Here is a 25,474-nt window from a genome sequence, read left to right on the forward strand (position 1 = left end):
CTCATCCTGACACGGTGAGTGCCGTTAATGTGGGCGATGATAGCACTTTTTGTTGTTTTGACATTCAGAGTTTTTTTTAACAAGACGTGCCAAAATCAGCTACTCATTCGGAAAATTTTATTAATAACGTGATATTAAACGATTTTTTAGCACAAAGAGTTAATAGTCTCTAAAGGCAACCTTAACTAATGGTAACAATATGAAATATAAAGTTTTAGCTCCCCTCAGTTTATTACTGCTTGTTTCGTTGGGCGTCAAAGCCGAACAAATTGGTTCAGTAGACACTGTTTTTAAGATGATTGGCCCGGACCATAAAATTGTTGTTGAAGCATTTGATGACCCGGATGTACAAAACGTGACTTGCTATGTTAGCCGTGCAAAAACGGGTGGCATTAAAGGCGGACTGGGTCTGGCAGAAGATACTTCCGATGCGGCGATTTCTTGCCAGCAAGTGGGGCCAGTTGAGCTAAACGAAAAGATAAAAGCAGGTAAAACAGAGGGTGATGTTGTTTTCCAGAAGCGGACATCACTGGTCTTCAAGAAGCTGCAAGTAGTACGTTTCTACGATGCTAAACGCAACACGCTGGCGTATCTGGCTTACTCCGATAAAGTGGTCGACGGTTCGCCTAAAAACGCGATAAGCGCCGTGCCGATTATGCCGTGGAAATAACAGGGAGTTCGTGATGAGCCAGGCCACTATCTGGTTAGTTGAAGATGAAACCAGTATTGCGGATACGTTGATCTATACGTTGCAGCAGGAGGGGTTTTCTGTGCGTGCTTTCGAACGGGGTTTGCCTGTGCTGGATGCCGCGCGAGAAGAACGTCCTGATCTGGCGATTCTTGATGTCGGCTTGCCAGATATTAATGGCTTCGAGCTTTGTCGCCGTTTACTTGCGGATTATCCAGATCTCCCGTTGCTATTTCTGACAGCTCGCAGTGAGGAGGTTGATCGGCTGATTGGCCTGGAGATCGGTGCTGATGATTATATCGCGAAGCCGTTTTCACCTCGTGAAGTGTGTGCGCGGGTGCGAACAGTGCTACGTCGTTTGCAAAAACAACGGCAAGGTCTGACGATAAGTGTACAGCGCATTGGTCAGTTCGAAGTCAATGAAATGGCGGCGCATATTACCTGGTGCCAGCAGCCATTGCTGCTCACCCGCTATGAGTACTTGTTACTGAAGACTTTTTTGCAATGGCCTGGGCGTGTGTTTTCACGCCAGCAACTCATGGATTTAGTGTGGAGTACAGCCGAGGATAGTTTTGATCGAACGGTTGATACACACATCAAAACCTTGCGCGCCAAACTGCGTGCAATTAACCCCGATCTTTCACCGATCAATACGCACCGTGGCTTAGGCTACAGCCTTGGAGTGAGTTGATGCGTATTGGGATGCGTCTGTTGCTGGGCTATTTTTTGATTGTGGCGATTGCGGCCTGGTTTGTTCTCTCTATATTTTTGCAAGAGGTGAAACCAGGCGTCCGGCGTGCAACGGAAGGCACGTTAATTGATACAGCTACATTGCTTGCTGAATTTGCGCGTGCAGATATGCTGGCGGGTAACGCGCAAAATGGTGAGCTGGCCCAGGCTTTTTCCCATCTCAATCAACACAAGCTTAGTGCCAATATCAGCGGCATTACCAAGTCTAAAAATGAATACCGTGTTTATCTGACCAATGACAAAGGCATAGTGCTTTTTGATTCCACTGGAAAAGCGACAGGCCAGGATTACTCGCAATGGAACGATGTTTGGCTCACGTTGAAAGGAAAATACGGCGCACGCAGTACGCCAGTTAATGCAAACAATCCTGAAAGCACCGTAATGTATGTGGCTGCACCCGTCCGCGACGGACAAAACATTATCGGCGTGTTGAGCGTAGGCAAACCAAATAGCGCAATGGACCCGGTAATACGTCGCAGCGAGCGGCGTATTTTGTGGGCGGGTGTTGCGCTGCTTGGCATTGCTTTGATGATTGGTTTCGGGTTTGTGCTGTGGATTAACCGGGCTATCGGGAAACTGGTTCGCTATGCCGACTCGGTCACTACGGAACACCCTTTACCGCTGCCTAAACCTGCCAGTAGTGAATTACGTAAGTTGGCGTTAGCTCTGGAAAGTATGCGGCTGAAACTCGAAGGGAAAACCTACATTGAGCAGTACGTTCATGCTCTGACTCACGAGTTGAAAAGCCCGATGGCGGCGATTCGTGGTGCGGCAGAAATATTACGTGAAGGCCCACCGCCAGAAGTGGTGGAGAAGTTTTCGGCTAACATTCTTCAGCAAAATCTACGCATGCAGCAGTTGGTCGATAATTTATTACGCCAGGCTAAGTTAGAAAGCCGCGCTGAAATTACGGCACAGGCGATAAATCTGCCCACACTTTTTTCCACGTTATGCGATAGCCGTGAAGTGGTCGCTAGCAGTAAACAGATAACGTTAAGAATCGATGAAAACAGCCCTGACGGCACTGTCGTAGAAGGTGACGCCGCCTTACTTGAACAATCGATCGGTAATTTGCTGGATAACGCGCTCGATTTTACCCCGCCAGGTGGTGAGATTGTGTTGAGTGTTGAGCAAAACATTGGGCAGACCGTCATTGTTGTTTCAGACACCGGAAGTGGGATTCCAGATTACGCTCAAGGCCGTTTGTTCGAACGCTTTTACTCATTGCCGCGTAGCAACGGGCAAAAGAGCAGTGGCCTGGGGCTGGCTTTTGTTCAGGAGGTGGCGCGTTTGCACCGCGGAACGATTTCTCTTGAGAATCGCCCTGAGGGTGGTGCGGTCGCTCGTCTGATTTTGCCCGGGAAATAATAATTTCTTCACTTCACTGTCTCTTCACATAACTTCATATCGTCCCCACAAACGCTCGCTATCCTCGCCAAATCAAAAATGGAGGGGATTATGTTTAAATCTGCGTTGTTCTGGAAAGTGATGACTTTGTTGGGATGTATGGCTGTGTTGTTGATTCCGTTGAGTATGCTGAGTTCGCTGATTAATGAACGCAGCAGTTACCGGGATGATGTTGAGCAGTCGCTACGCCAAAGTGCCAGTGGGCCGCAAACCCTTACCGGGCCGCTTATCGCCATTCCTGTCGCGGAGCTGACGACTGTTATGGAAGATAATAAAGAGGTCAAAAAAGAGCGCCGCTTCATTCGCTATTACCTCCCGGAAAACCTGGATATTGTGGGAAAGCAGACCGTTGAACCACGTCATATCGGCATTTATGAGGGGCAAATTTGGCGTACGGCGGTGACTGTGGATGCCACGTTTAATCGCCAGTTGCTCAATCACGATATGGATGAAAATACTCGTTTTGGTACGCCATACGTGGTGCTGGCGGTCGGTGATTCGCGCGGTATCGGCAAAGTAGGTGAACTGGAAATCAACGGAAAAACCTATCCTATTGAACCCGGTAGCAATCTGCCTGGCGTTGAGCAGGGTTTGCATGCCATTCTCCCCATCGAACGCCTTCAGGATGAAAAGCTAACACTGCGTTTTAATCTGGATTTGATGGGCACGAAGCAGCTCGCTGTCGTGCCAATCGGGCGTAATAGCCAGTTCAGCTTAACCAGTAACTGGCCGCATCCTAATTTTATGGGTGATTTCCTGCCACGTGGGCGTACCGTTACGGAAACCGGGTTTACCGCGAACTGGCAAAGTACCTGGTTTGCCAACAATCTTAATGCCAACTTCAGTGATGCTCAGTTAATCGATGTTAATCGCCTTCCTGCGTTTAGCGTCACCGTAGCGAATCCGGTAGACCAGTATCAACTGACAGATCGCGCAGTAAAATATGCCATCTTGCTGATTGGTCTGACGTTTATGTGTTTCTTCCTGCTGGAAACATTGACCGGTTTACGCGTTCACCCAATGCAGTATTTACTGGTCGGCCTTTCGCTGGTGATGTTCTATCTCGTTCTGTTAGCCGTTTCTGAACACACAGGGTTTAACCTGGCCTGGCTGCTGGCAAGTTTGGTCTGCGCGGGAATTAACGGTTTCTATCTCAAAGCGGTGCTGAATAGCTGGAAAGCGAGTGCGATGTTTACGCTTGGGTTACTGACTCTTGATGCGGTGCTCTGGCAACTGCTTCAGTCTGAAGACAGTGCTTTGTTGCTTGGCACTGGGGTACTGTTCGTTGCTCTTTCCTCCATTATGCTGCTAACCCGACATATCGATTGGTATGGGATGGGGCAAAAAGTGCAGGCGCTGGCAACAGACGATGCCCAGAAAGATCCAGAGCGGTTCAGGCTGTGGAAATAGCGGTTTAATTTTGGCAAAAGAAAAGGGCGGATTAAAAATCCGCCCTTTCGCAATCATGTTTGATTACAGGTTTATTCCTGTAAATCGCCGCAGAAGCGATAACCTTCGCCGTGAATCGTGGCGATGATTTCAGGTGTATCTGGGGTCGATTCGAAGTGCTTACGAATGCGACGAATCGTGACGTCAACAGTACGGTCGTGTGGTTTCAGCTCACGGCCAGTCATCTTCTTCAGCAATTCAGCACGAGACTGAATTTTCCCAGGGTTTTCACAGAAGTGCAGCATGGCGCGGAATTCGCTACGCGGCAACTTGTACTGCTCGCCATTTGGGCTGACCAATGAACGACTGTTGATATCCAGTTCCCAACCATTGAACTTGTAGCTTTCAACGGAACGACGTTCTTCGCTGATTGCACCGAGGTTCATCGTGCGAGACAACAGGTTGCGCGCGCGGATGGTTAATTCACGTGGATTGAATGGCTTAGTGATGTAATCATCTGCACCGATTTCAAGGCCCAGGATTTTATCCACTTCGTTGTCGCGGCCAGTCAAGAACATCAATGCGACATTGGCTTGCTCACGCAATTCACGCGCCAGCAGCAGGCCATTTTTGCCAGGCAAGTTAATATCCATAATGACCAGGTTGATGTCATTATCGGAAAGAATCTGATGCATTTCAGCGCCATCGGTCGCTTCAAAAACATCATAACCTTCAGCTTCAAAAATGCTCTTTAACGTGTTGCGTGTTACTAATTCGTCTTCGACGATAAGAATGTGCGGGGTCTGCATGTTTGCTACCTAAAATTGCCAACTAAATCAAAACAGGAAGTACAAAAGTCCCTGACCTGCCTAATACATGCCATAAATTAACATGTCTGGCGTAACATGACTAAAGTACGTAATTGCGTTCTTGATGCACTTTCCATCAACGTCAACAACATCATTAGCTTGGTCGTGGGTACTTTTCCCTCTGGACCCGACGGTGTCAAAAACGGTTGTTATCCTATACCATTTTAACAGCAACATAACAGGCAGGACCGCTTTAGACATCTGATAAAACTACGCTTCGTTGACATATATCAAATTCAATTGTAGCACGTTAACAGTTTGATGAAATCATCGTCGCGTTTTGCGAGCATGCGTCACATTTTTCCAATAATCAATATAGTTACGCGTATTGATTATTAAACAATGCAAATCTGATTATTGATAGCAAGCTTATGTATTATTTATCATATAAAACAGAATGATAATGAGCATCAATACATCTTGTAATACTGGTCTAACTACGAAAAAGCATTCAGTGTGTTTATGATTCCAATTGAATGTATTTTATAGATGAATGTTGCGCTAATGTAAATTTTTGCCGCGTATTATCATTTTAATTTTGTGACTATCCATATTTGGATACTTTTTTAAGAGAGTTTTAATGCGTTTTCTAATTATTTTGGTCGCTCCTGCCAGAGCTGAAAATGTTGGTGCAGCAGCCCGCGCAATGAAGACCATGGGATTTGCTGAGTTGCGTGTTGTGGCTAGTGAAGCTGACCGTCAACCAGAAGCCCGTTGGGTCGCGCATGGTTCTGGTGATGTGCTGGATAATGCTCAGCATTTCAATACGCTGGAGGAAGCTTTGCATGACGTCGACTTTACCATCGCGACTACCGCTCGTAGTCGCGCAAAATTCCATTACTACGCCACACCGCAGCAACTGTTTCCGTTACTCGAAGAAAAGCGTAATTGGGTGGGCACTGCCGCGTTGGTGTTTGGGCGTGAAGATTCAGGGTTGACCAACGAAGAGCTTGAACTGGCCGATGTGCTAACTGGCGTACCGATGGTGGCAGATTATCCATCGCTTAATCTCGGGCAGGCTGTAATGGTTTACTGCTATCAGTTATCAGCACTGATGCAGCAAAATGTACCAGAGCATGATGTGGTTGACGCTCAGCAACTGAGTGCACTGCGTTCCAGAATGGCAACGCTCCTTGAGCGTGTAGAAGCCAGCGACGACCAAAAAATGGTCGACTGGCTGCAACAGCGGCTTGGTCTATTAGCTCAGCGTGACACGGCAATGTTGCACCGTTTGCTGCATGATATTGAAAAAAAACTGCCAGTGAAAAATGCTGATAGCTGAATTAATATCAGTGAAAATGGGGTGTGATGCCCCTGCTTTTTCAGCGCAATAAGTACGTTTTTTGATGGTTTATCAGCGTTCAGTCATAGTCTTGCTCTTTGTGGCAAAATTAAAAATAAATTGACTTAGCCTACCGGATACTTTAGTCAATATAGGTAAATCATATTACGAGCACACAACATCCATGATTCGCATCAGCCCAATGACAACAATTATTACAACCACCATTACCACAGGTAACGGTGCGGGCTGACGCATACAGGAAAAACGAAAAAAGCCCGCACCTAAACAGTGCGGGCTTTTTTTTGGACCAAAAACTCAAAGGTAATAATAAATGCGAGTGTTGAAATTCGGTGGTACTTCAGTGGCAAATGCAGAACGTTTTCTGCGTGTTGCCGATATCCTGGAAAGCAATGCCAAACAGGGGCAGGTGGCAACCGTGCTGTCTGCCCCGGCGAAAATTACCAATCACCTCGTTGCCATGATTGAAAAAACCATCGGCGGCCAGGATGCAGTACCGAATATCAGCGACGCAGAGCGTATTTTTAGTGAGCTTTTGAAAGGCCTTGCTGATGCACAACCTGGTTTTCCACTCGAACAACTCAAAGCTACGGTTGACCAGGAGTTTGCTCAGCTGAAACATGTTTTGCATGGTATCAGCTTGCTGGGACAATGCCCGGACAGCATCAATGCGGCAATCATCTGCCGTGGTGAAAAGCTCTCTATCGCGATCATGGCTGAATTGCTCAAAGCTCGTGGACACAATGTGACAGTCATCAATCCGGTAGAGAAACTTCTTGCCGTTGGTCACTACCTTGAGTCCACTGTCGATATCTCCGAATCCACTCGCCGCATCGCCGCAAGCCGCATTCCGGCGGACCATATGATCCTGATGGCAGGCTTTACTGCCGGGAACGACAAAGGTGAGTTAGTTGTTCTGGGACGCAACGGTTCTGATTATTCTGCTGCCGTGCTGGCTGCCTGCTTACGTGCGGATTGTTGTGAGATCTGGACGGATGTAGATGGTGTTTATACCTGTGACCCGCGCCAGGTTCCTGATGCCAGATTATTGAAATCTATGTCGTATCAGGAAGCCATGGAGCTTTCTTATTTCGGCGCTAAAGTTCTTCATCCACGTACCATTTCCCCCATCGCTCAGTTCCAAATTCCTTGCCTGATTAAAAACACCGGAAACCCACAAGCGCCTGGCACCCTCATCGGCGCGGAAAGCGATGATGATGAACTTCCGGTCAAAGGCATCACCAACCTGAATAACATGGCGATGTTCAACGTTTCAGGTCCTGGCATGAAAGGCATGGTTGGCATGGCGGCCCGCGTTTTTGCGGCGATGTCACGCGCCGGAATTTCTGTGGTGCTGATTACTCAATCATCTTCTGAATACAGCATCAGTTTCTGTGTGCCGCAGGCGGATAGCGTACGTGCACGTCGTGCGATGGATGATGAGTTTTATCTGGAGCTCAAAGAGGGGCTACTGGAGCCGCTGTCTATCATGGAGCATCTGGCGATCATCTCCGTGGTGGGTGATGGCATGCGTACCCTGCGTGGTATTTCTGCCAAGTTCTTTGCAGCGCTGGCTCGCGCCAACATTAATATCGTGGCGATTGCCCAGGGCTCTTCCGAGCGCTCTATCTCTGTTGTGGTCAGCAATGACGAGGCCACCACCGGCGTGCGCGTGACTCATCAGATGTTGTTCAATACCGACCAGGTTATCGAAGTGTTCCTGATTGGTGTCGGCGGTGTGGGTGCGGCATTGGTTGAGCAGGTGAAACGCCAGCAGGCGTGGCTGAAGCAAAAGCATATTGACCTGCGCGTCTGTGGTATCGCGAACTCGAAAGCGTTGTTAACCAATATTCATGGCCTGAATCTGGATAACTGGCAGGCAGAGCTGGCGGTGGCGAAAGAGCCATTCAATTTGGGTCGTTTAATTCGTCTGGTGAAAGAGTATCACCTGCTCAATCCAGTGATTGTTGACTGTACCTCCAGCCAGGCGGTGGCGGATCAGTATGCTGATTTCCTCGGCGAAGGTTTCCACGTGGTGACGCCGAACAAAAAGGCGAACACTTCCACCATGAATTACTACCACCAGATGCGTAACGCTGCGGCGAAATCACGCCGTAAATTCCTTTACGACACCAACGTGGGGGCGGGTCTACCGGTTATCGAAAACCTGCAAAACTTGCTCAATGCCGGTGACGAATTGCAGCGTTTCTCTGGCATTCTTTCAGGTTCGCTGTCGTTTATCTTTGGCAAACTTGAGGAAGGTATGAGCCTGTCAGAAGCCACCATCGTTGCCCGCGACATGGGCTACACCGAACCTGATCCGCGTGATGATCTTTCTGGTATGGATGTCGCGCGCAAATTGCTGATTTTGGCTCGTGAAACAGGCAGCAATCTGGAGCTGTCCGACATTGTCATTGAGCCAGTATTACCGCCGTCGTTTGATTCCAGTGGTGATGTTGAATCATTCATGGCGCGCATACCGCAGCTGGATGATGAGTTTTCAGCGCGTGTGTCACAAGCCCGCGACGAAGGCAAAGTGCTGCGCTACGTTGGCGTGATTGAAGCTGATGGCAGCTGCAAAGTTAAAATTGATGCGGTCGATGGTAACGACCCGTTGTATAAAGTTAAAAACGGTGAGAACGCTCTGGCATTCTACAGCCATTACTATCAGCCGTTACCGCTGGTGCTTCGCGGCTACGGAGCAGGAAATGATGTGACTGCGGCCGGTGTATTCGCCGACTTATTGCGCACTTTGTCATGGAAGTTAGGAGTTTAAGATGGTTAAAGTATACGCCCCGGCTTCCAGTGCCAATATGAGTGTCGGGTTTGATGTGCTGGGTGCAGCCGTTTCGCCTATTGATGGCTCGCTGCTCGGTGATTATGTCACCGTTGAAGCGGCAGACACCTTTAGTTTGAATAACATCGGCCGTTTTGCCAGCAAATTACCCGCTGAGCCACGCGAAAACATCGTCTATCAGTGCTGGGAGCGTTTCTGCCAGGAAATTGGCAAAAATATTCCAGTGGCAATGACGCTAGAAAAAAGCATGCCGATTGGCTCCGGCTTGGGGTCGAGCGCGTGTTCCGTGGTCGCAGGTTTAATGGCGATGAACGAATACTGCGGCAAACCGTTGAGCGATACTCGTTTGCTCAGCCTGATGGGTGAACTAGAAGGACGCATTTCGGGCAGCGTTCACTACGACAACGTAGCGCCGTGTTTCCTGGGCGGTATGCAGTTGATGATTGAAGAAAATGGCATCATCAGCCAGTCTGTTCCGGGGTTTGATGAATGGCTGTGGGTTCTGGCATATCCAGGCATTAAAGTTTCTACCGCTGAAGCTCGCGCTATTCTTCCTGCACAATATCGCCGTCAGGATTGCATCAGCCACGGTCGCCATCTGGCGGGCTTTATTCACGCCTGCCACACTCGCCAGCCACAGCTGGCGGCAAAACTGATGCGTGATGTGATTGCCGAGCCTTACCGGGCTAAATTACTGCCGCGCTTTAATGAAGCGCGCCAGGCCGCAGCAGATATCGGGGCAGTGGCGAGTGGTATTTCGGGCTCCGGCCCAACTTTGTTTGCGTTGTGCGATAACACTGATACCGCACAACGTGTGGCTGACTGGCTCAGCCAACATTATTTGCAGAACCAGGAAGGTTTTGTACATATTTGCCGTCTGGACACGGCGGGCGCACGAGTTCTGGGATAACGCATGAAACTGTATAACCTTAAAGATCATAACGAGCAGGTCAACTTTGCCCAGGCGATTGTGCAGGGGTTGGGTAAACAGCAAGGGCTGTTTTTCCCACACGATTTACCGGAATTTGAACTGACTGAAATCGACGAAATGTTGAAGATGGATTTTGTCACCCGCAGCAGCAAAATTCTGTCTGCTTTTATCGGTGATGAAATCCCGCAAGAAATTCTCGAAGAACGTGTGCGTGCGGCGTTTGCTTTCCCTGCACCGGTGAAAAGCGTTGAGCCGGACATTGGCTGCCTTGAACTGTTCCACGGCCCGACGCTGGCGTTTAAAGACTTCGGCGGCCGTTTTATGGCGCAGATGCTGACGCATATCAGCGGCGACAAACCGGTCACTATTTTGACCGCGACTTCTGGCGATACCGGGGCTGCGGTAGCGCATGCATTCTACGGCCTGAAAAACGTGCGCGTCGTTATCCTGTATCCGCGTGGCAAAATCAGCCCGCTGCAGGAAAAACTGTTCTGCACGCTTGGCGGTAATATTGAAACTGTCGCGATTGACGGTGATTTTGATGCCTGCCAGGCGCTGGTGAAACAAGCGTTTGATGATGAAGAGTTGAAATTGGCGCTGGGGTTAAACTCCGCTAACTCAATCAACATCAGCCGTTTGCTGGCGCAGATTTGCTATTACTTCGAAGCGGTGGCGCAGTTGCCACAGGAAGCGCGTAATCAGCTGGTAGTGTCCGTCCCAAGCGGCAACTTCGGCGATTTGACGGCGGGTCTTCTGGCGAAATCGCTCGGTTTGCCAATCAAGCGCTTTATTGCGGCGACCAATGCCAACGACACTGTTCCACGTTTCTTAGCCAATGGCGAATGGACCCCGAAAACCACCGTTGCGACACTTTCTAACGCTATGGATGTTAGCCAGCCAAACAACTGGCCGCGTGTGGAAGAGTTGTTCCGCCGTAAGATTTGGCGTCTGACCGACCTCGGTTATGCGACGGTAACTGACGAAACCACCAAAGCCACCATGAAAGAGCTGAAAGCGGTGGGTTATGTTTCCGAGCCACACGCGGCGATCGCCTATCGTGCGCTGCGTGACCAGCTCAAGCCCGGCGAATACGGTTTGTTCCTCGGCACTGCGCATCCGGCGAAATTCAAAGAAAGCGTGGAGGAGATCCTCGGTGAAACTCTGCCACTTCCTGCTGAGCTTGCCGAACGCGCTGATTTACCGCTGCTTTCCCACAATCTACCTGCCGATTTTGCTGAGCTGCGTAAATTGATGATGGCCAAAGCGTAAGTTTTTCGGCTCTCGCCATGCTAATCCGAGCTGGAAAACCATAGAGTAATGCCGTTCGTTTAATCGCGAGCGGCATTTTTTTGTCTGATATTTACTGTAGCTGGCAGCCGGGTTCCACGCTTTGGCTAACCACGCGTGTGAACGTCGACAGCGGGCAGTATCCTTCAGCCGTCTGGTCGTTACAGCCAGGAATTTTTAGCTGTACGCTTCCCGCAGGTTGATTAAGGCTAAGTGGTGTTTGGGAGCGCAACTGCTCGAGAGTCTGATACACCATGCTCACGCTAACATATTGTTTCCCTGACTTATCGGCCAAACGCTCAAAGACTAAAGCGCCGCCCGGAGGGGTGTTATCGGGTTGCCCTGGTAGCGTCCAGCGCATGTTGAGCATGCCTGCGATATTGGCAATATTGGTATCGTGTCCGGCAAGAAACAGGATCTTATTGTCAGGTGAGATACCAGGCAGTTTGCTTACGTCGGCTTTCGGCTCCAGCGCGTTGCTGATGGTCTGCAATAACGGCGTGCCGTTATGTGCGGCGATGTAAGGTGTGCGCGCCATCAAATCAAACTGGGCGTTATGCAGTTTCAGTAGCGACGCCCACTCTTGCTCTGAATGAATATTCCCCCACGCCGCCTGCGGCATCCCTTGCGCATATTCCAGCAGGAAAATTTCAGCAAGCGTAGACGAGAGGCCAATAGCCCCGTCGAGAGCGACTTTGTTGCCATTATCTTTTATCGACAGTTTGCTCGGCATGGATTGCGCTAAATCACAGCTTTTATCCGCGCTGTGTTTCTGACACCAGGCAGACGTCGAAAAGTTGAGGGTCGTGTTCATCAAGGCCAGAGAGGGAATATAGTGCTGATTCAGATTATCAATGGGGGTTTGAGCTTCTTTTTCAACGGCCTGTTGGACCTGAGTTTTATCCATTGAACAGGTGCCCGCTTTCACCGGATGGAACAGCGGATCGGCTTTTTCAAGATTCTGCTGGTGGTGAATAGTTAAACCACATTGCGGAGCAAGCCCTGCCAGGAAAGCTTCGCCAGTTTTAAGCGTGCGCTGATCAACGTCTGCCCAGACATAAATTGAGTTTGGTGTGGGGCAACTGCCCTGCGATAAAATGCCCTGTTGTTGAAACTTCTCGCGATAAAACCCGCCCATCAGGCTAATCAGATGCTCACCGCGTGGCGTGATATAACCCAATTTTACTGGCCATTCGGGCCAGGTATTGGGTGTTACGTCGCGTATGGTCTGTGTCATTTTGGTTGGAGCTCGCACCCCGTGGCGGCTGAGGATTACCACTTTTTCAACCTGGTAGCCTGAAGCGGGAGTGTCGTTGGCATAGGCCGTAGAGCCTAATGAAAATATGGCGCTCAGTGCTACGAACAGACCAGGGTGAAGCGTCAGTTTTTTGCGGTTAAACGCAGAGAACGTCATTTACAGCCTCTTTTCTTTGGAGTGTTTGAGACTGATAAATATACTCCAGAAGCAAAGCGGTAACGTCGAGTTCGTCTCGTTGTTGTTTGGTATGTGAAAAAGATCCACGCAGGTGCGTGGATCTTAAAAGGCTTGCGGGAGCATTTTTAGAGCCCGCGTTTAGCCATCATTGCTGCAAGGTCGACCAGGCGGTTAGAGAAGCCCCATTCGTTATCATACCAGGCCAATATCTTGACCAGATTACCGCCAATCACCAGCGTCGAAAGCCCATCGATGATAGAAGAACGTGGATCACCCTGATAATCACTCGATACCAGCGGTTCATCGCTGTAGCCCAAAATGCCTTTCAGCGGGCCGCTTGTTGCTGCTTCCAGGAATGCTGCATTCACCTGCGCGACGGTGACCGGGCGTTTTAAGGTTACCGTTAAATCAACGATAGAAACGACGGGTACAGGCACTCGCAATGAGTAACCGGTCAGGCGTCCGTCCAGTTCAGGAATGACTTTGCCTAACGCTTTTGCCGCGCCGCTGGAGTAAGGAACGATGGAGAGGGCGGCAGCTCGCGCCCCACGCAGGTCTTTTTCCGGCTGATCGTGTAACGCCTGGCTGTTGGTGTAAGCGTGGGTGGTGTTCATCAAGCCGTGTTCAATACCAAACTGCTGATGCAAAACCTGTGCGGCAGGCGCAAGACCGTTAGTGGTACAGCTGCCATTGCTCACGACATAATGGCGTTCCGGATCGTACTGCTGGTGGTTAACGCCCATCACTATCGTCAGGTCGTCATCTTTACCCGGTGCCGAGATGATGACGCGTTTTGCTCCGCCGCTATTGATGTGTACTGCGGCCTGCTCGCGACTGGTAAAGAAACCCGTGGCCTCAATAACAATATCGACACCCACATCATGCCACGGGATATTTGCCGGATCTCTTTCGCTAAACACGTGAACAAGTTTGCCGTCTACCTGCAAATGCCCGTCAGCCGCTTCAACCGGAACAGGCAATCTTCCCATCAGTGAATCGTGTTTCAGCAGGTGAGCAAGGGTTTTGCTGTCTGTCAGATCGTTGATTGCTACAATTTCTACGTCTGCGTTACCCAGCGTGGCGCGTAATACGTTACGACCAATCCTGCCGAAACCATTAATACCGACCTTAACCATGATTGACTCCTTCTTTGAAATGTCTGGAATCACTGTAGGCTTCAGGCAAAGTGGCGTAAATGACAAAAAAGGATCAATTCACGCCATTTTTCGACAATGAAAACGCTCGCGGTATTCGCCCGGTGTGAGGTGTAGTTGACGCTCGAAGGCGCGGCGCAAAGTGATGGTATTGCCGAAGCCCACTTTACTCGCAATCTGCTCGAGCGTTTCCCGCGTTTGCTCAAGGCAATGTCGGGCTGCAGCAAGGCGGGCTTCTTCAACATAGCGCGCGGGTGTGATGCCAGTTTCTTTGCTGAAAACACGCGTGAAGTTACGAGGACTCATCGCGACCCGGTCTGCCAGTTTCTCAACCGACAAATCGGCGGATAGATTTTCCAGAAGCCAGTTTTGCAATTGACCTATCGGACTGGAGATGTCGCTTTGCTGGAGGTGGTATCGACTAAATTGCATTTGCCCACCGGGACGACGCAGATACATCACCAGATCCTGTGCCACGTCGCGAGCAAGCGTAAAGCCATAATCTTCTTCGACCAGTGCGAGGGTCAGATCAAAACCTGAGCTTACTCCGCCAGAAGTCCAGATAGGGCCATCCTGAAGATAGAGCGGACCACTTTCGACTTTGACGTGCGGGTAAGTGGATTGCATCTTTTCCAGTAGATGCCAGTGGGTTGTCGCACGACGGCCGTTAAGTAGCCCAGCCTGTGCCAACAACATTGCTCCGCCGCAAATGGAAACAATGCGCTGAGCGTGAGGTGCGGCAAGCTTTAACCAATCGACCACCGCGGTACCTTCTAACTCATCTGATCCTCTCCCCGTGATCATAATGGTATCCCGAGGTTCATAAGGATCAAGTTCGTGCAGGCGATAGTCGGCCAGCAAGTTCAGCCCGGATTGACCGTGGATCACCTGATGAGGCTGAGTGGTCGCAAGTCTTATCTGGTAGCGAGGTTGAGACAAACCTTCCGCCTGTAAGCGGTTGGCATGCATCAGTATGTCGGCAATTCCGGCGGCTTCGAACAGCACCCCGCCATCCGGAACAATAATCAGAAAGGTTTTCATGTCCTGAAAAGTACGCTTTTAACAAAATAAGTCAAGGTGGGTGTGAGTCTGAATCATGGAGGAAATATGCAGGAAACAAGGAGGGAAAATGTAGGAATTCCCATTAAATGCGGGCGTTCAGAGATTAGGATTGCACAGTATAACAACTCCGCGTTGTTCGGCTTATGCTTTCCTTAACGACCCATAGCGGGTGTGAATGTAGTAAGGAGTGACTTATGTTGAAATCAATAATGTTGGCTTTATCGATTCTGGTGGTGACTCCGCTGGCAGCGCAAGCTTCTGAAATTACGCTTGTCCCGTCAGTCAAACTGCAAATTGGCGAGCAGGACCGGGGCGGTAACTACTGGGACGGTGAACACTGGCGCGACCGTGGCTGGTGGGACGACCACTATGAGTGGCGTGATAATAGATGGCATCCGCATGATAATCACGGTAAGAAAAATGGCCATTATAAAAAAGATAAACATGACAACGGTAATCACTACGGCCAACACAAAAATCACTAAACGGGGTTTGTAGGGTGGATGAGCGTTAGCGTCATCCACCATTTACGCCAGTGGTGTCGGATGACGCAAGCTTATCCGACCTGGGAAGAGGTTTACTGTTCGTGACGCTTAAACACTAACTCATGTTTGCCCGATGCAGCTTCATCAAAGAAGTAGCCATCGGTGTTAAAACCAGTGAGTTGTTCAGGTTTAGTGAGTCGATTCTCAATGATGTAGCGACTCATCAAACCACGCGCTTTCTTGGCATAGAAGCTGATGACTTTAAACTTGCCATTCTTCTCATCCAGGAATACCGGCTTGATGATTTCTGCATTGAGCTTTTTCGGTTTTACCGATTTGTAATACTCGTCTGATGCCAGGTTAATCACCACATTGTCGCCCTGAGCTGCCAGCGCCTGGTTCAGCTTTTCGGTGATGGTGTCGCCCCAGAAATGATACAGATCTTTGCCCTTCGGGTTTTCAAGCTTAATGCCCATCTCCAGACGATAAGGCTGCATCAGATCCAGCGGGCGTAACACGCCATATAGCCCTGAAAGCATGCGTAAATGCTGCTGGGCAAAATCGAAATCTGCGTCGCTAAACTCTTCAGCTTGTAATCCGGTATACACATCGCCTTTGAACGCCAGAATCGCCTGACGCGCATTTTGCGGTGTGAAATCAGGCTGCCATTCATGAAAACGGGTTTCGTTCAATGACGCCAGCTTGTCACTGATGTGCATCAATGACGAAATTTGCGGTGCGCTAAGCTTGCGCGCCACCGCAATCAACTGCTGCGAATGGTCCAGCAGTTCTGGCTGAGTATAACGATCGGTAGGAAGATCGCTTTGATAATCCAGTGTTTTTGCAGGTGAAATTAGTATGAGCATCTCTGTTCCTTGCCGCCGCGATGTAACTCGACATATTTTGGCTACATGGTAGCAAATTTACTGAAAGTATCTGCCAATGGTTGCGATTAGCGCCTGGTTTCAGGTGGCTTGTGATTGTCCCAAATACCGGGTTCCAGTTGGCTTTTAATTTCGGGAAAACGATTCGGATCGAAAACCGGCGTCATACCGAGGCGCAACTGGCGCAGGTAATCGGCGCTCAAATCACGTGCGATAGGCGATAGCAATAAAATCGCCGTGAGATTAGTGACCGCCATAAACGCCATTGCCACATCTGCCATCTGCCAGACTATCGGCAACGGAGATAAAGTACCAAACATCACCATCACCAGCGCCATGCAGCGAAATAACACGATGGAAAATGGACTTTTATTTTGTAGAAACAAAAGGTTGTTTTCTGCGTAGGCATAGTTGGCGATAATCGACGTGAAGGCAAACAGCAACACAATTAGCGCGATAAACCCCGCCCCCCATGAACCGACCACATTACTCAGCCCCTGTTGCACCAGCGTAACACCATTCATCTGTGGATTTGCGGTATCCAGAATTCCTGAAAAAAGGATGATTCCCGCGGTGGCGGTACAGATGATCATGGTATCGATCAACACGCCGAACATTTGCACCAGCCCTTGCGAGGCGGGGTGTGGAGGCCAGGTGGCTGCTGCGGCTGCGGCGTTGGGTGATGACCCCATTCCTGCTTCGTTGGAGAACATTCCTCGCTGAAAACCGGTGGTAATGGCCTGGCTGATGCTAAATCCAATCGCACCCGATGCCGCTTCTTGCCAACCAAACGCGCTTCTGAATACCAGTGAAACGACTTCAGGCAGGCGTTCGATGTTCATTGCTACAACCACGAGGCTCATCAACACCCAGATAAATGCCATGAACGGCACTAGCCATTGGGAGACACGCGCAGTGCCACGCATTCCGCCCCAAATCACGCCAGCCGTCAAAACAACAAGTGCGATGCCAATCCAGGTTTTAGGGATCCCGAAAGCATGGTTAACTGCGCTGGCGATGGAGTTGGCTTGTACCGCGTTGAAAATCAATCCAAAGGCGACCATCAGGAAGACGGAAAACATCACCCCCATCCAGCGCATTCCAAGCCCGCGTTCCATGTACCAGGCGGGGCCACCACGGTAATTACCTTCACTATCACGGGTTTTATAGAGCTGGGCGAGGGTACATTCGGCAAAGGATGTTGCCATTCCAAGCATGGCGACTACCCACATCCAAAAAATAGCGCCAGGGCCACCGAGAGTTAGTGCAATTGCGACGCCGGAAAGATTACCGCTGCCGATGCGTGCGGCAAGGCTTGTACACAGCGCCTGAAATGAGGAAAGTCCGGAAGAATCTTCGTTTTTATTGGTAAGGATGAGACCGCGAAGCTGGGTCAGATAGCGAAACTGGACAAAGCCACATTGCCAGGTAAACCAAATACCGGCCCCGACTAATAAATAAATGAGAATAGAACCCCACAGTATCTCATTGATGAACATAAAAAAATCGGCCATTAACATCCCTCGTTTACATGCACTGCGAGCACGACTAATGCGCGGTGGTTGCGCATGTTCCATTAGATTGCAGGCGAATAATACACAGAATATATCAGTTTCGCGTTCAGTTCCTGACGATGTGTTGCTGCGGTTGCGCCTGAATGACGTCGTGATATCATCAAGCCAGACCGGTTACATCCCCCTAACAAGTTACACCTAACGAGAAACACTATCATGACGGATAAATTGACCTCCCTGCGTCAGCTAACCACAGTTGTGGCGGACACCGGGGATATTGCGGCAATGAAGCTGTATCAACCGCAAGATGCTACCACCAACCCATCTCTGATCCTGAACGCTGCGCAAATTCCTGAATACCGCAAACTGATTGATGATGCGGTTGCATGGGCGCGTGAGCAAAGCAGCGATCGTGCACAACAAGTTGTGGATGCAACTGACAAGCTTGCGGTGAATATTGGTCTGGAAATCCTCAAACTGATCCCTGGTCGCATTTCTACTGAAGTTGATGCGCGTCTGTCTTACGACACCGATGCCAGCATCACCAAAGCAAAACGTCTGATCAAAATGTATAACGATGCGGGCATCAGCAATGACCGCATCCTGATCAAACTGGCTTCTACCTGGCAGGGCATTCGTGCTGCTGAACAGCTGGAGCAAGAAGGTATCAACTGTAACCTGACGCTGCTGTTCTCCTTCGCTCAGGCTCGTGCTTGTGCTGAAGCTGGCGTGTTCCTGATTTCTCCATTCGTGGGCCGTATCCTCGACTGGTACAAAACCAATACCGATAAGAAAGAGTACGCTGCGCACGAAGATCCAGGTGTGGTTTCTGTTTCTGAAATCTACCAGTACTACAAACAACACGGTTACGAAACCGTCGTTATGGGCGCAAGCTTCCGTAACCTGGGCGAGATTATCGAACTGGCTGGTTGTGACCGTCTGACCATCGCGCCTGCTCTGCTCAAAGAGCTGGCTGAAAGCGAAGGTGCGGTTGAGCGTAAACTGGCTTACACCGGTGAAGTTAAAGCACGCCCTGAGCGTATGACTGAATCCGAGTTCCTGTGGAGCCATAACCAGGATCCAATGGCAGTTGATAAACTGGCTGACGGCATCCGTAAGTTTGCTATCGACCAGGAAAAACTGGAAAAAATGATCGGCGACCTGCTGTAATCATTGGCGTGGCCGGAGTGTTCCGGTCACGCTTTTTAGTGTTTCACCCTGTCTGCAATTCCCTTCGCCGTGTATCATTCCGTTAAGTTTGCTGATTTCCCGGGAATGATATGAATACCTTACGCATTGGCTTAGTTTCGATCTCTGACCGCGCTTCAAGCGGCGTTTATCAAGATAAAGGCATTCCGGCGCTCGTTGCCTGGCTGGAGAAAACCTTAACCACTCCTTTTCAAATAGAAACCCGCTTAATCCCTGATGAACAGCCGCTGATTGAACAAGCGCTGTGTGAGTTGGTGGATGAAATGGCCTGTCATTTGGTGCTCACCACGGGTGGTACGGGGCCGGCGCGTCGCGATGTCACTCCTGACGCAACGCTTGCCATTGCTGACCGTGTGATGCCGGGCTTCGGCGAGCAGATGCGCCAGATCAGCCTGCAGTTTGTGCCAACGGCGATTCTTTCGCGCCAGGTGGGCGTTATCCGTAAGCAGGCGCTAATCCTCAATTTACCTGGCCAGCCAAAATCGATTCAAGAAACGCTTGAAGGCGTTAAAGATGCTGATGGCAAAGTTGTGGTACCGGGTATTTTTGCAAGTGTACCGTATTGTATACAGCTTCTGGATGGTCCTTACATTGAAACAGATACGAATGTTGTAGCATCTTTTCGTCCAAAAAGTGCAATCCGTGAAGTAAATATCTAAAAATAGGTTGTTTGTGACATAAGATGTAGTGGCTCTGGTATGTCGTGTGGGGAACGTTATAGTAAGTTTTGCTTTACAGCAAAATGGAAACTAAAAACCACACTCATCTTTATGCGCAGGTTCTTATGTCACAACAATTGCCGTCAACACCACACACAAGACCTCTGAATCGTCAGGATTACAAAACCCTGACCCTTGCCGCCCTTGGTGGCGCGCTCGAATTCTACGACTTCATCATCTTCGTCTTCTTTGCCACCGTCGTCGGGGCACTGTTCTTCCCCGCGGATATTCCTGAATGGCTACGTCAGCTACAAACGTTCGGCATCTTTGCTGCGGGTTATCTGGCGCGCCCGCTAGGTGGCATCATCATGGCGCACTTTGGTGATCTGGTTGGACGCAAAAAAATGTTCACCCTGAGCATTTTGCTGATGGCGTTGCCGACTCTGGCGATTGGTATGTTGCCGACCTACGAAACTCTCGGCATTGCCGCACCGGTATTACTGCTGTTGATGCGCGTTCTTCAAGGGGCGGCAATCGGCGGTGAAGTGCCGGGCGCCTGGGTGTTTGTTGCCGAGCACGTACCTTATAAACGTATCGGCATCGCCTGTGGCACGTTAACTGCTGGTTTAACTGCCGGGATTTTGCTGGGTTCCGTTGTCGCCACCATTATTAATACTTCGATGACGCAGCAGGCGATTCATGATGGCGGCTGGCGTATTCCGTTCTTCTTAGGCGGTATTTTCGGGCTGGTGGCGATGTACTTGCGCCGCTGGTTGCAAGAGACGCCGATTTTTATTGAGATGCAGCAACGTAAAGCACTGGCAGAAGAGTTGCCGTTGAAATCCGTCATCGTGAACCATAAAAAGGCTGTCGTGGTTTCGATGCTGCTGACCTGGTTGCTGTCTGCAGGAATTGTTGTGGTTATTTTGATGGCGCCAACCTGGTTGCAAAAACAGTTGGGCATCGCGCCAGCACTGACGCTTCAGGCAAACAGTATTGCGATTGTGATGTTGTGTATCGGGTGTATCTTAGCCGGGATGATTATCGACCGTATTGGTGCCAGCAAGACCTTTATCATCGGTAGTGTGTTGCTGGCGGTTTGTAGCTGGATGTTCTATCACCTGACGGCGAGCCATCCTGAATATTTGTTCTTCTTATATGGCCTGGTTGGTTTGAGCGTTGGCGTGGTAGGTGCGGTGCCATACGTAATGGTCAGGGCATTCCCGGCAGAAGTGCGGTTTAGTGGGATTTCGTTCTCTTATAATATGTCTTATGCCATTTTTGGTGGTCTGACACCTATTTTTGTCACCATGTTGTCGGCGGTATCACCGATGGCTCCTGCCTGGTATGTGCTGGCACTGGCAATGGTTGGCCTGGCACTGGGAATTTGGCTGAGAAATGATTTAACGCATGAAGGGAAGGTGGTTGAAAGACCGCTGCAACATTCATAAAAAAACGCGGAGCCTGGCTCCGCGTTTTTGTCTTCTGACTCGTTGCTTGCCGTAATTAGTGTTTTTCACCAATTGGCAGTACGGTACGGCCAAACTGCTCGTTGAGCACTTCGCCCATCGCCAGGTAAATGGCGCTAGCACCACAAACCAGACCGATCCAACCCGCAACGCGCACGATGCTTTCGTTATCAACCAGGTGGCCAATAGCCAGCAGGGCAAACAGAACTGTCAGGCTAGCAAACACGAACTGCAGCATGCGGTTAGCTTGCAGGGTGCCGAAGAACATGAACAGAGTGAAGACACCCCACAGGCCGAGATACGCGCCAAGGAAGTGTGCGTTTGCCGCGTCTGCAAGACCCATCTTAGGCATGATCAGAATGGCGACCAGAGTCAGCCAGAAAGAGCCATAAGAAGTGAATGCTGTCAGGCCGAAAGTATTACCTTTCTTGAATTCCAGCAGGCCGGCAAAAATTTGCGCGATACCACCGTAAAAAATACCCATTGCAAGAATGTTGACATCCATAGGGAAGATGCCGGTGTTATGCAGGTTGAGCAGGATGGTGGTCATGCCGAAGCCCATCAAGCCCAGGGGAGCTGGATTAGCCAACTTAGTGTTGCCCATAGTTCCTCTAAAATTCGTCTGAAAATGGATATATGTGAGCGCCGCATAACCGCTAAAGGGCAGCGGGGCGCGGCATCATAATCAGGTGAAGGGCGCGAGTCTATGATCTAAACAGGTGTGAAGATGAAAATTTTTTTTACCTTGCCCCTTGATGGCGAGCTTAGTGACCCCATCTTGTATCCAACCGCAGTTGATGAGCCTGCAAAAAAAGCACGTTTGGGCAGTTGAAAGACTCTTGTTTGCCCGCATAACAGGTTCACAACCACATGACGAACAAATTTTAAGTGGAGACGTTTAGATGGGTAAAATTATTGGCATCGACCTGGGTACTACCAACTCTTGTGTAGCAATTATGGATGGTACTACTGCACGTGTGCTGGAGAACGCCGAGGGCGACCGCACCACTCCTTCTATTATTGCTTATACGCAGGATGGTGAGATTCTGGTAGGTCAGCCGGCTAAACGTCAGGCAGTGACTAACCCGCAGAACACTCTGTTCGCGATCAAACGCCTGATTGGCCGTCGCTTCCAGGATGAAGAAGTGCAGCGTGATGAAGCCATCATGCCGTACAAAATTATTGGCGCTGATAACGGCGATGCATGGATTGACGTTAAAGGCCAGAAAATGGCACCTCCGCAGATCTCTGCTGAAGTGTTGAAGAAAATGAAGAAAACCGCTGAAGATTACCTGGGCGAACCAGTAACTGAAGCTGTTATCACCGTTCCTGCGTACTTCAACGATGCACAGCGTCAGGCAACGAAAGATGCTGGCCGTATCGCAGGTCTGGAAGTAAAACGTATCATCAACGAACCAACCGCAGCCGCTCTGGCTTACGGTCTGGATAAAGAAGTTGGCAACCGTACTATCGCGGTTTACGACTTGGGTGGTGGTACTTTCGATATCTCTATTATCGAAATCGACGAAGTTGATGGCGAGAAAACCTTCGAAGTTCTGGCAACCAACGGTGATACCCACCTGGGTGGTGAAGACTTCGATAGCCGTCTGATCAACTACTTAGTGGAAGAGTTCAAGAAAGATCAAGGTATCGATCTGCGTAACGATCCACTGGCTATGCAGCGTCTGAAAGAAGCTGCTGAAAAAGCGAAAATTGAGCTGTCTTCTGCTCAGCAGACCGACGTGAATCTGCCGTACATCACTGCAGATGCAACTGGTCCAAAACACATGAACATCAAAGTGACTCGTGCAAAACTGGAATCCCTGGTCGAAGACCTGGTAAACCGTTCTATCGAGCCGCTGAAAGTTGCGCTGCAAGATGCTGGCCTGTCTGTATCCGATATCCAGGACGTTATCCTGGTCGGTGGTCAGACTCGTATGCCAATGGTGCAGAAGAAAGTGACTGAGTTCTTCGGTAAAGAACCACGTAAAGACGTTAACCCGGACGAAGCTGTTGCAATCGGTGCTGCTGTTCAGGGTGGTGTGCTTGCTGGTGACGTGACTGACGTACTGCTGCTGGACGTTACCCCGTTGTCTCTGGGTATCGAAACCATGGGCGGTGTGATGACTTCACTGATCAACAAAAACACCACAATCCCGACTAAGCACAGCCAGGTGTTCTCTACCGCTGAAGACAACCAGTCTGCGGTGACCATCCATGTGATTCAGGGTGAACGTAAACGTGCAGCTGATAACAAATCTCTGGGTCAGTTCAACCTGGATGGTATCAGCCCGGCACCACGTGGTATGCCGCAAGTCGAAGTCACCTTCGACATCGATGCGGATGGTATTCTGCACGTGTCTGCGAAAGACAAAAACAGCGGTAAAGAACAGAAGATTACTATCAAGGCATCTTCTGGTCTGAACGAAGAAGAAATCCAGAAAATGGTGCGTGATGCAGAAGCTAACGCCGAAGCTGACCGTAAGTTCGAAGAACTGGTTCAGACTCGCAACCAGGGTGACCACCTGATGCACAGCACTCGTAAGCAAGTTGAAGAAGCGGGCGACAAACTGCCAGCTGACGACAAAACTGCTATTGAGTCTGCATTGAGCGCGCTGGAAACTTCTTTGAAAGGCGAAGACAAAGCTGACATCGAAGCGAAAATGCAGGCTCTGGCGCAAGTTTCTCAGAAACTGATGGAACTGGCTCAGGCACAGCACGCTGAACAACAAGCGGGTAACGCGACTGATGCTGGCAACGCAGCTGGCAAAGACGACGACGTTGTTGACGCTGAGTTCGAAGAAGTTAAAGACAAAAAATAATCGCCCTTTTATTCATATTCGAAATAATTCGAGTTGCAGGTAGGCGGCAAGGGAGTGAATCCCCAGGAGCTTACTAAAGTAAGTGACTGGGGTGAATGAGCGCAGCCAACACCCCTGCAGCTCGAAGAATGATGAATAGAGCGGTTGGTAACTGGCACGGGCGTTGAGGTTTTCCTCTGCGCCCGTGCCCGCATGTTAGGGGCAGACAAAAAAGATGGCGAAGAGAGACTATTACGAGGTTTTAGGCGTTCCGAAAAACGCGGAAGAGCGTGAAATCAAGAAAGCCTATAAACGCCTGGCAATGAAGTTCCACCCGGATCGTAATCAGGGTGACAAAGAGTCCGAGGCGAAGTTTAAAGAAATTAAAGAAGCCTACGAAATCCTTACCGACGAACAAAAACGTGCAGCCTACGACCAGTATGGTCATGCCGCGTTTGAACAGGGTGGTATGGGTGGCGGCGGTCACGGTGGATTTGGTGGCGGTGGTGCTGACTTCGGCGATATCTTTGGCGACGTATTCGGCGATATCTTCGGTGGTGGCCGTCGTCAACGCGCTTCCCGTGGTGCCGATTTACGCTACAACATGGACTTAACGCTGGAAGAAGCGGTTCGTGGCGTCACCAAAGAGATCCGCATTCCAACACTCGAAGAGTGTGGCGTTTGCCACGGTAGCGGCGCGAAAGCGGGATCTAAACCGCAGACTTGCCCGACTTGTCATGGGCAAGGCCAGGTGCAGATGCGCCAGGGCTTCTTCACAGTGCAGCAAAGCTGCCCGCACTGCCAGGGTCGTGGCTCGATTATTAAAGATCCGTGCAATACCTGCCATGGCCATGGTCGTGTAGAAAAAACCAAAACCCTGTCCGTGAAGATCCCGGCGGGCGTGGATACCGGCGATCGTATTCGTCTTGCTGGTGAAGGTGAAGCAGGCGAACACGGAGCACCATCAGGTGATTTGTACGTTCAGGTTCAGGTCAAACAGCACCCAATCTTTGAGCGTGAAGGCAATAACCTGTATTGCGAAGTGCCAATTAACTTTGCAATGGCGGCGTTGGGTGGTGAGATTGAAGTGCCAACCCTGGATGGTCGTGTGAACCTGAAAGTACCTGGTGAAACGCAAACTGGCAAATTGTTCAGAATGCGTGGCAAAGGGGTGAAATCCGTACGTGGCGGGGCTCAGGGCGACCTGTTATGCCGCGTTGTGGTGGAAACACCTGTCAGCCTGAACGAAAAGCAGAAGCAGTTGCTGCGCGATCTGGCTGAAAGTTTTGGTGGGCCAAGCGGTGAAAAGAACAGTCCGCGTTCAAAGAATTTCTTTGATGGCGTGAAGAAATTCTTTGATGACTTAACCCGCTAAACTTCA

Annotated in this window: 22 protein-coding genes, 1 pseudogene and 1 other annotated feature; of the genes and pseudogenes, 16 read left to right on the plus strand and 7 right to left on the minus strand. The window is 50.0% G+C overall.

Annotation, left to right across the window (positions count from 1 at the left end; all coding sequences use genetic code 11):
- Positions 1-199 precede the first annotated feature (199 nt).
- The 4 genes from creA (at position 200) to creD (ending at position 4,255) form a co-directional block, all read left to right on the plus strand.
- A complete protein-coding gene (gene creA / locus MES37_RS03075; RefSeq protein ID WP_064543375.1) occupies positions 200-670 on the plus strand; it encodes a protein CreA in 471 nt (156 codons plus the stop codon).
- Positions 671-683: 13 nt separating this feature from the next.
- On the plus strand, positions 684-1,379 hold the full coding sequence (creB, locus tag MES37_RS03080) for a two-component system response regulator CreB (RefSeq protein ID WP_121814868.1): 696 nt from the start codon (positions 684-686) through the stop codon (positions 1,377-1,379).
- Entirely contained in the window at positions 1,379-2,806 is a 1,428-nt protein-coding gene (creC, locus tag MES37_RS03085) for a two-component system sensor histidine kinase CreC (RefSeq protein ID WP_064543379.1), read from the plus strand. The genes creB and creC overlap by 1 nt, the downstream gene beginning before the upstream one ends.
- A 90-nt stretch (positions 2,807-2,896) precedes the next feature.
- The gene (gene creD / locus MES37_RS03090; protein WP_133522251.1) at positions 2,897-4,255 is read left to right on the plus strand and encodes a cell envelope integrity protein CreD; all 1,359 of its coding nucleotides are present in this window, start codon (positions 2,897-2,899) and stop codon (positions 4,253-4,255) included.
- Positions 4,256-4,326: 71 nt separating this feature from the next.
- Here the strand turns inward: creD and arcA are convergent, their stop codons facing one another.
- Complete coding sequence (arcA, locus tag MES37_RS03095) at positions 4,327-5,043, minus strand: two-component system response regulator ArcA (RefSeq protein WP_034459438.1); 717 nt, start codon at positions 5,041-5,043, stop codon at positions 4,327-4,329.
- A gap of 96 nt (positions 5,044-5,139) precedes the next feature.
- Here arcA and yjjY point away from each other — a divergent pair.
- From yjjY to thrC, 6 genes and pseudogenes are all read left to right on the plus strand, one after another.
- Positions 5,140-5,282 (plus strand): annotated as a pseudogene (gene yjjY, locus MES37_RS03100) (protein YjjY).
- Between the two features lie 401 nt (positions 5,283-5,683).
- Positions 5,684-6,385 (plus strand): tRNA/rRNA methyltransferase, encoded by a 702-nt coding sequence (locus MES37_RS03105; RefSeq protein WP_237930060.1) that lies wholly within the window; start codon positions 5,684-5,686, stop codon positions 6,383-6,385.
- A 184-nt stretch (positions 6,386-6,569) separates the two neighbouring features.
- Positions 6,570-6,638 carry a thr operon leader peptide gene (thrL, locus tag MES37_RS03110; RefSeq protein ID WP_072009468.1) on the plus strand — a complete coding sequence of 23 codons (69 nt, stop codon included), beginning with the start codon at positions 6,570-6,572 and terminating at the stop codon, positions 6,636-6,638.
- Positions 6,577-6,693: a sequence feature (Thr leader region), on the plus strand. It overlaps the preceding gene by 62 nt.
- Before the next feature lie 26 nt (positions 6,694-6,719).
- Positions 6,720-9,182, plus strand: a complete 2,463-nt coding sequence (thrA, locus tag MES37_RS03115; RefSeq protein ID WP_064543385.1) for a bifunctional aspartate kinase/homoserine dehydrogenase I — start codon at positions 6,720-6,722, stop codon at positions 9,180-9,182.
- A 1-nt stretch (position 9,183) separates the two neighbouring features.
- Positions 9,184-10,113: a homoserine kinase gene (thrB, locus tag MES37_RS03120; protein ID WP_133522249.1), complete on the plus strand. Its 930-nt coding sequence runs from the start codon at positions 9,184-9,186 to the stop codon at positions 10,111-10,113.
- A gap of 3 nt (positions 10,114-10,116) precedes the next feature.
- Complete coding sequence (gene thrC / locus MES37_RS03125; protein WP_237930061.1) at positions 10,117-11,403, plus strand: threonine synthase; 1,287 nt, start codon at positions 10,117-10,119, stop codon at positions 11,401-11,403.
- A gap of 91 nt (positions 11,404-11,494) precedes the next feature.
- Here the strand turns inward: thrC and MES37_RS03130 are convergent, their stop codons facing one another.
- From MES37_RS03130 to MES37_RS03140, 3 genes are all read right to left on the minus strand, one after another.
- Entirely contained in the window at positions 11,495-12,835 is a 1,341-nt protein-coding gene (locus tag MES37_RS03130) for an AppA family phytase/histidine-type acid phosphatase (RefSeq protein ID WP_083963259.1), read from the minus strand.
- A 146-nt stretch (positions 12,836-12,981) separates the two neighbouring features.
- The gene (gene gap / locus MES37_RS03135; protein WP_237930062.1) at positions 12,982-13,992 is read right to left on the minus strand and encodes a type I glyceraldehyde-3-phosphate dehydrogenase; all 1,011 of its coding nucleotides are present in this window, start codon (positions 13,990-13,992) and stop codon (positions 12,982-12,984) included.
- Between the two features lie 78 nt (positions 13,993-14,070).
- On the minus strand, positions 14,071-15,051 hold the full coding sequence (locus MES37_RS03140; protein ID WP_237930063.1) for a GlxA family transcriptional regulator: 981 nt from the start codon (positions 15,049-15,051) through the stop codon (positions 14,071-14,073).
- A 215-nt stretch (positions 15,052-15,266) separates the two neighbouring features.
- Between MES37_RS03140 and MES37_RS03145 the strand changes: the two genes are divergently transcribed.
- Complete coding sequence (locus MES37_RS03145; RefSeq protein ID WP_121814875.1) at positions 15,267-15,557, plus strand: DUF2502 domain-containing protein; 291 nt, start codon at positions 15,267-15,269, stop codon at positions 15,555-15,557.
- Positions 15,558-15,649: 92 nt separating this feature from the next.
- Here MES37_RS03145 and yaaA read toward each other — a convergent pair whose 3' ends face one another.
- Positions 15,650-16,423, minus strand: a complete 774-nt coding sequence (gene yaaA, locus MES37_RS03150; RefSeq protein ID WP_064543393.1) for a peroxide stress protein YaaA — start codon at positions 16,421-16,423, stop codon at positions 15,650-15,652.
- Positions 16,424-16,509: 86 nt separating this feature from the next.
- The gene (locus MES37_RS03155) at positions 16,510-17,955 is read right to left on the minus strand and encodes an alanine/glycine:cation symporter family protein (protein WP_064543394.1); all 1,446 of its coding nucleotides are present in this window, start codon (positions 17,953-17,955) and stop codon (positions 16,510-16,512) included.
- A 216-nt stretch (positions 17,956-18,171) separates the two neighbouring features.
- On the opposite strand from MES37_RS03155, the gene tal reads away from it, so the two are divergent.
- The 3 genes from tal to MES37_RS03170 all read left to right on the plus strand — a co-directional run bounded on the left by tal (position 18,172) and on the right by MES37_RS03170 (position 21,274).
- The gene (tal, locus tag MES37_RS03160) at positions 18,172-19,125 is read left to right on the plus strand and encodes a transaldolase (protein WP_064543395.1); all 954 of its coding nucleotides are present in this window, start codon (positions 18,172-18,174) and stop codon (positions 19,123-19,125) included.
- 110 nt (positions 19,126-19,235) lie between these two features.
- Entirely contained in the window at positions 19,236-19,823 is a 588-nt protein-coding gene (gene mog, locus MES37_RS03165; RefSeq protein WP_237930064.1) for a molybdopterin adenylyltransferase, read from the plus strand.
- A 125-nt stretch (positions 19,824-19,948) separates the two neighbouring features.
- Positions 19,949-21,274, plus strand: a complete 1,326-nt coding sequence (locus tag MES37_RS03170) for an MFS transporter (protein ID WP_064543560.1) — start codon at positions 19,949-19,951, stop codon at positions 21,272-21,274.
- Positions 21,275-21,329: 55 nt separating this feature from the next.
- On the opposite strand, the gene satP is transcribed toward MES37_RS03170, so the two are convergent.
- The gene (gene satP / locus MES37_RS03175) at positions 21,330-21,896 is read right to left on the minus strand and encodes an acetate uptake transporter (RefSeq protein ID WP_064543398.1); all 567 of its coding nucleotides are present in this window, start codon (positions 21,894-21,896) and stop codon (positions 21,330-21,332) included.
- A 298-nt stretch (positions 21,897-22,194) separates the two neighbouring features.
- On the opposite strand from satP, the gene dnaK reads away from it, so the two are divergent.
- Together dnaK and dnaJ are read left to right on the plus strand one after the other, a co-directional pair.
- Positions 22,195-24,114, plus strand: a complete 1,920-nt coding sequence (dnaK, locus tag MES37_RS03180; RefSeq protein WP_064543399.1) for a molecular chaperone DnaK — start codon at positions 22,195-22,197, stop codon at positions 24,112-24,114.
- A 214-nt stretch (positions 24,115-24,328) separates the two neighbouring features.
- Positions 24,329-25,468: a molecular chaperone DnaJ gene (gene dnaJ / locus MES37_RS03185; protein ID WP_064543401.1), complete on the plus strand. Its 1,140-nt coding sequence runs from the start codon at positions 24,329-24,331 to the stop codon at positions 25,466-25,468.
- The last annotated feature ends 6 nt before the right edge of the window (positions 25,469-25,474 follow it).

Source organism: Buttiauxella sp. S19-1 (assembly GCF_022134725.1).
Taxonomy (GTDB): domain Bacteria; phylum Pseudomonadota; class Gammaproteobacteria; order Enterobacterales; family Enterobacteriaceae; genus Buttiauxella; species Buttiauxella ferragutiae.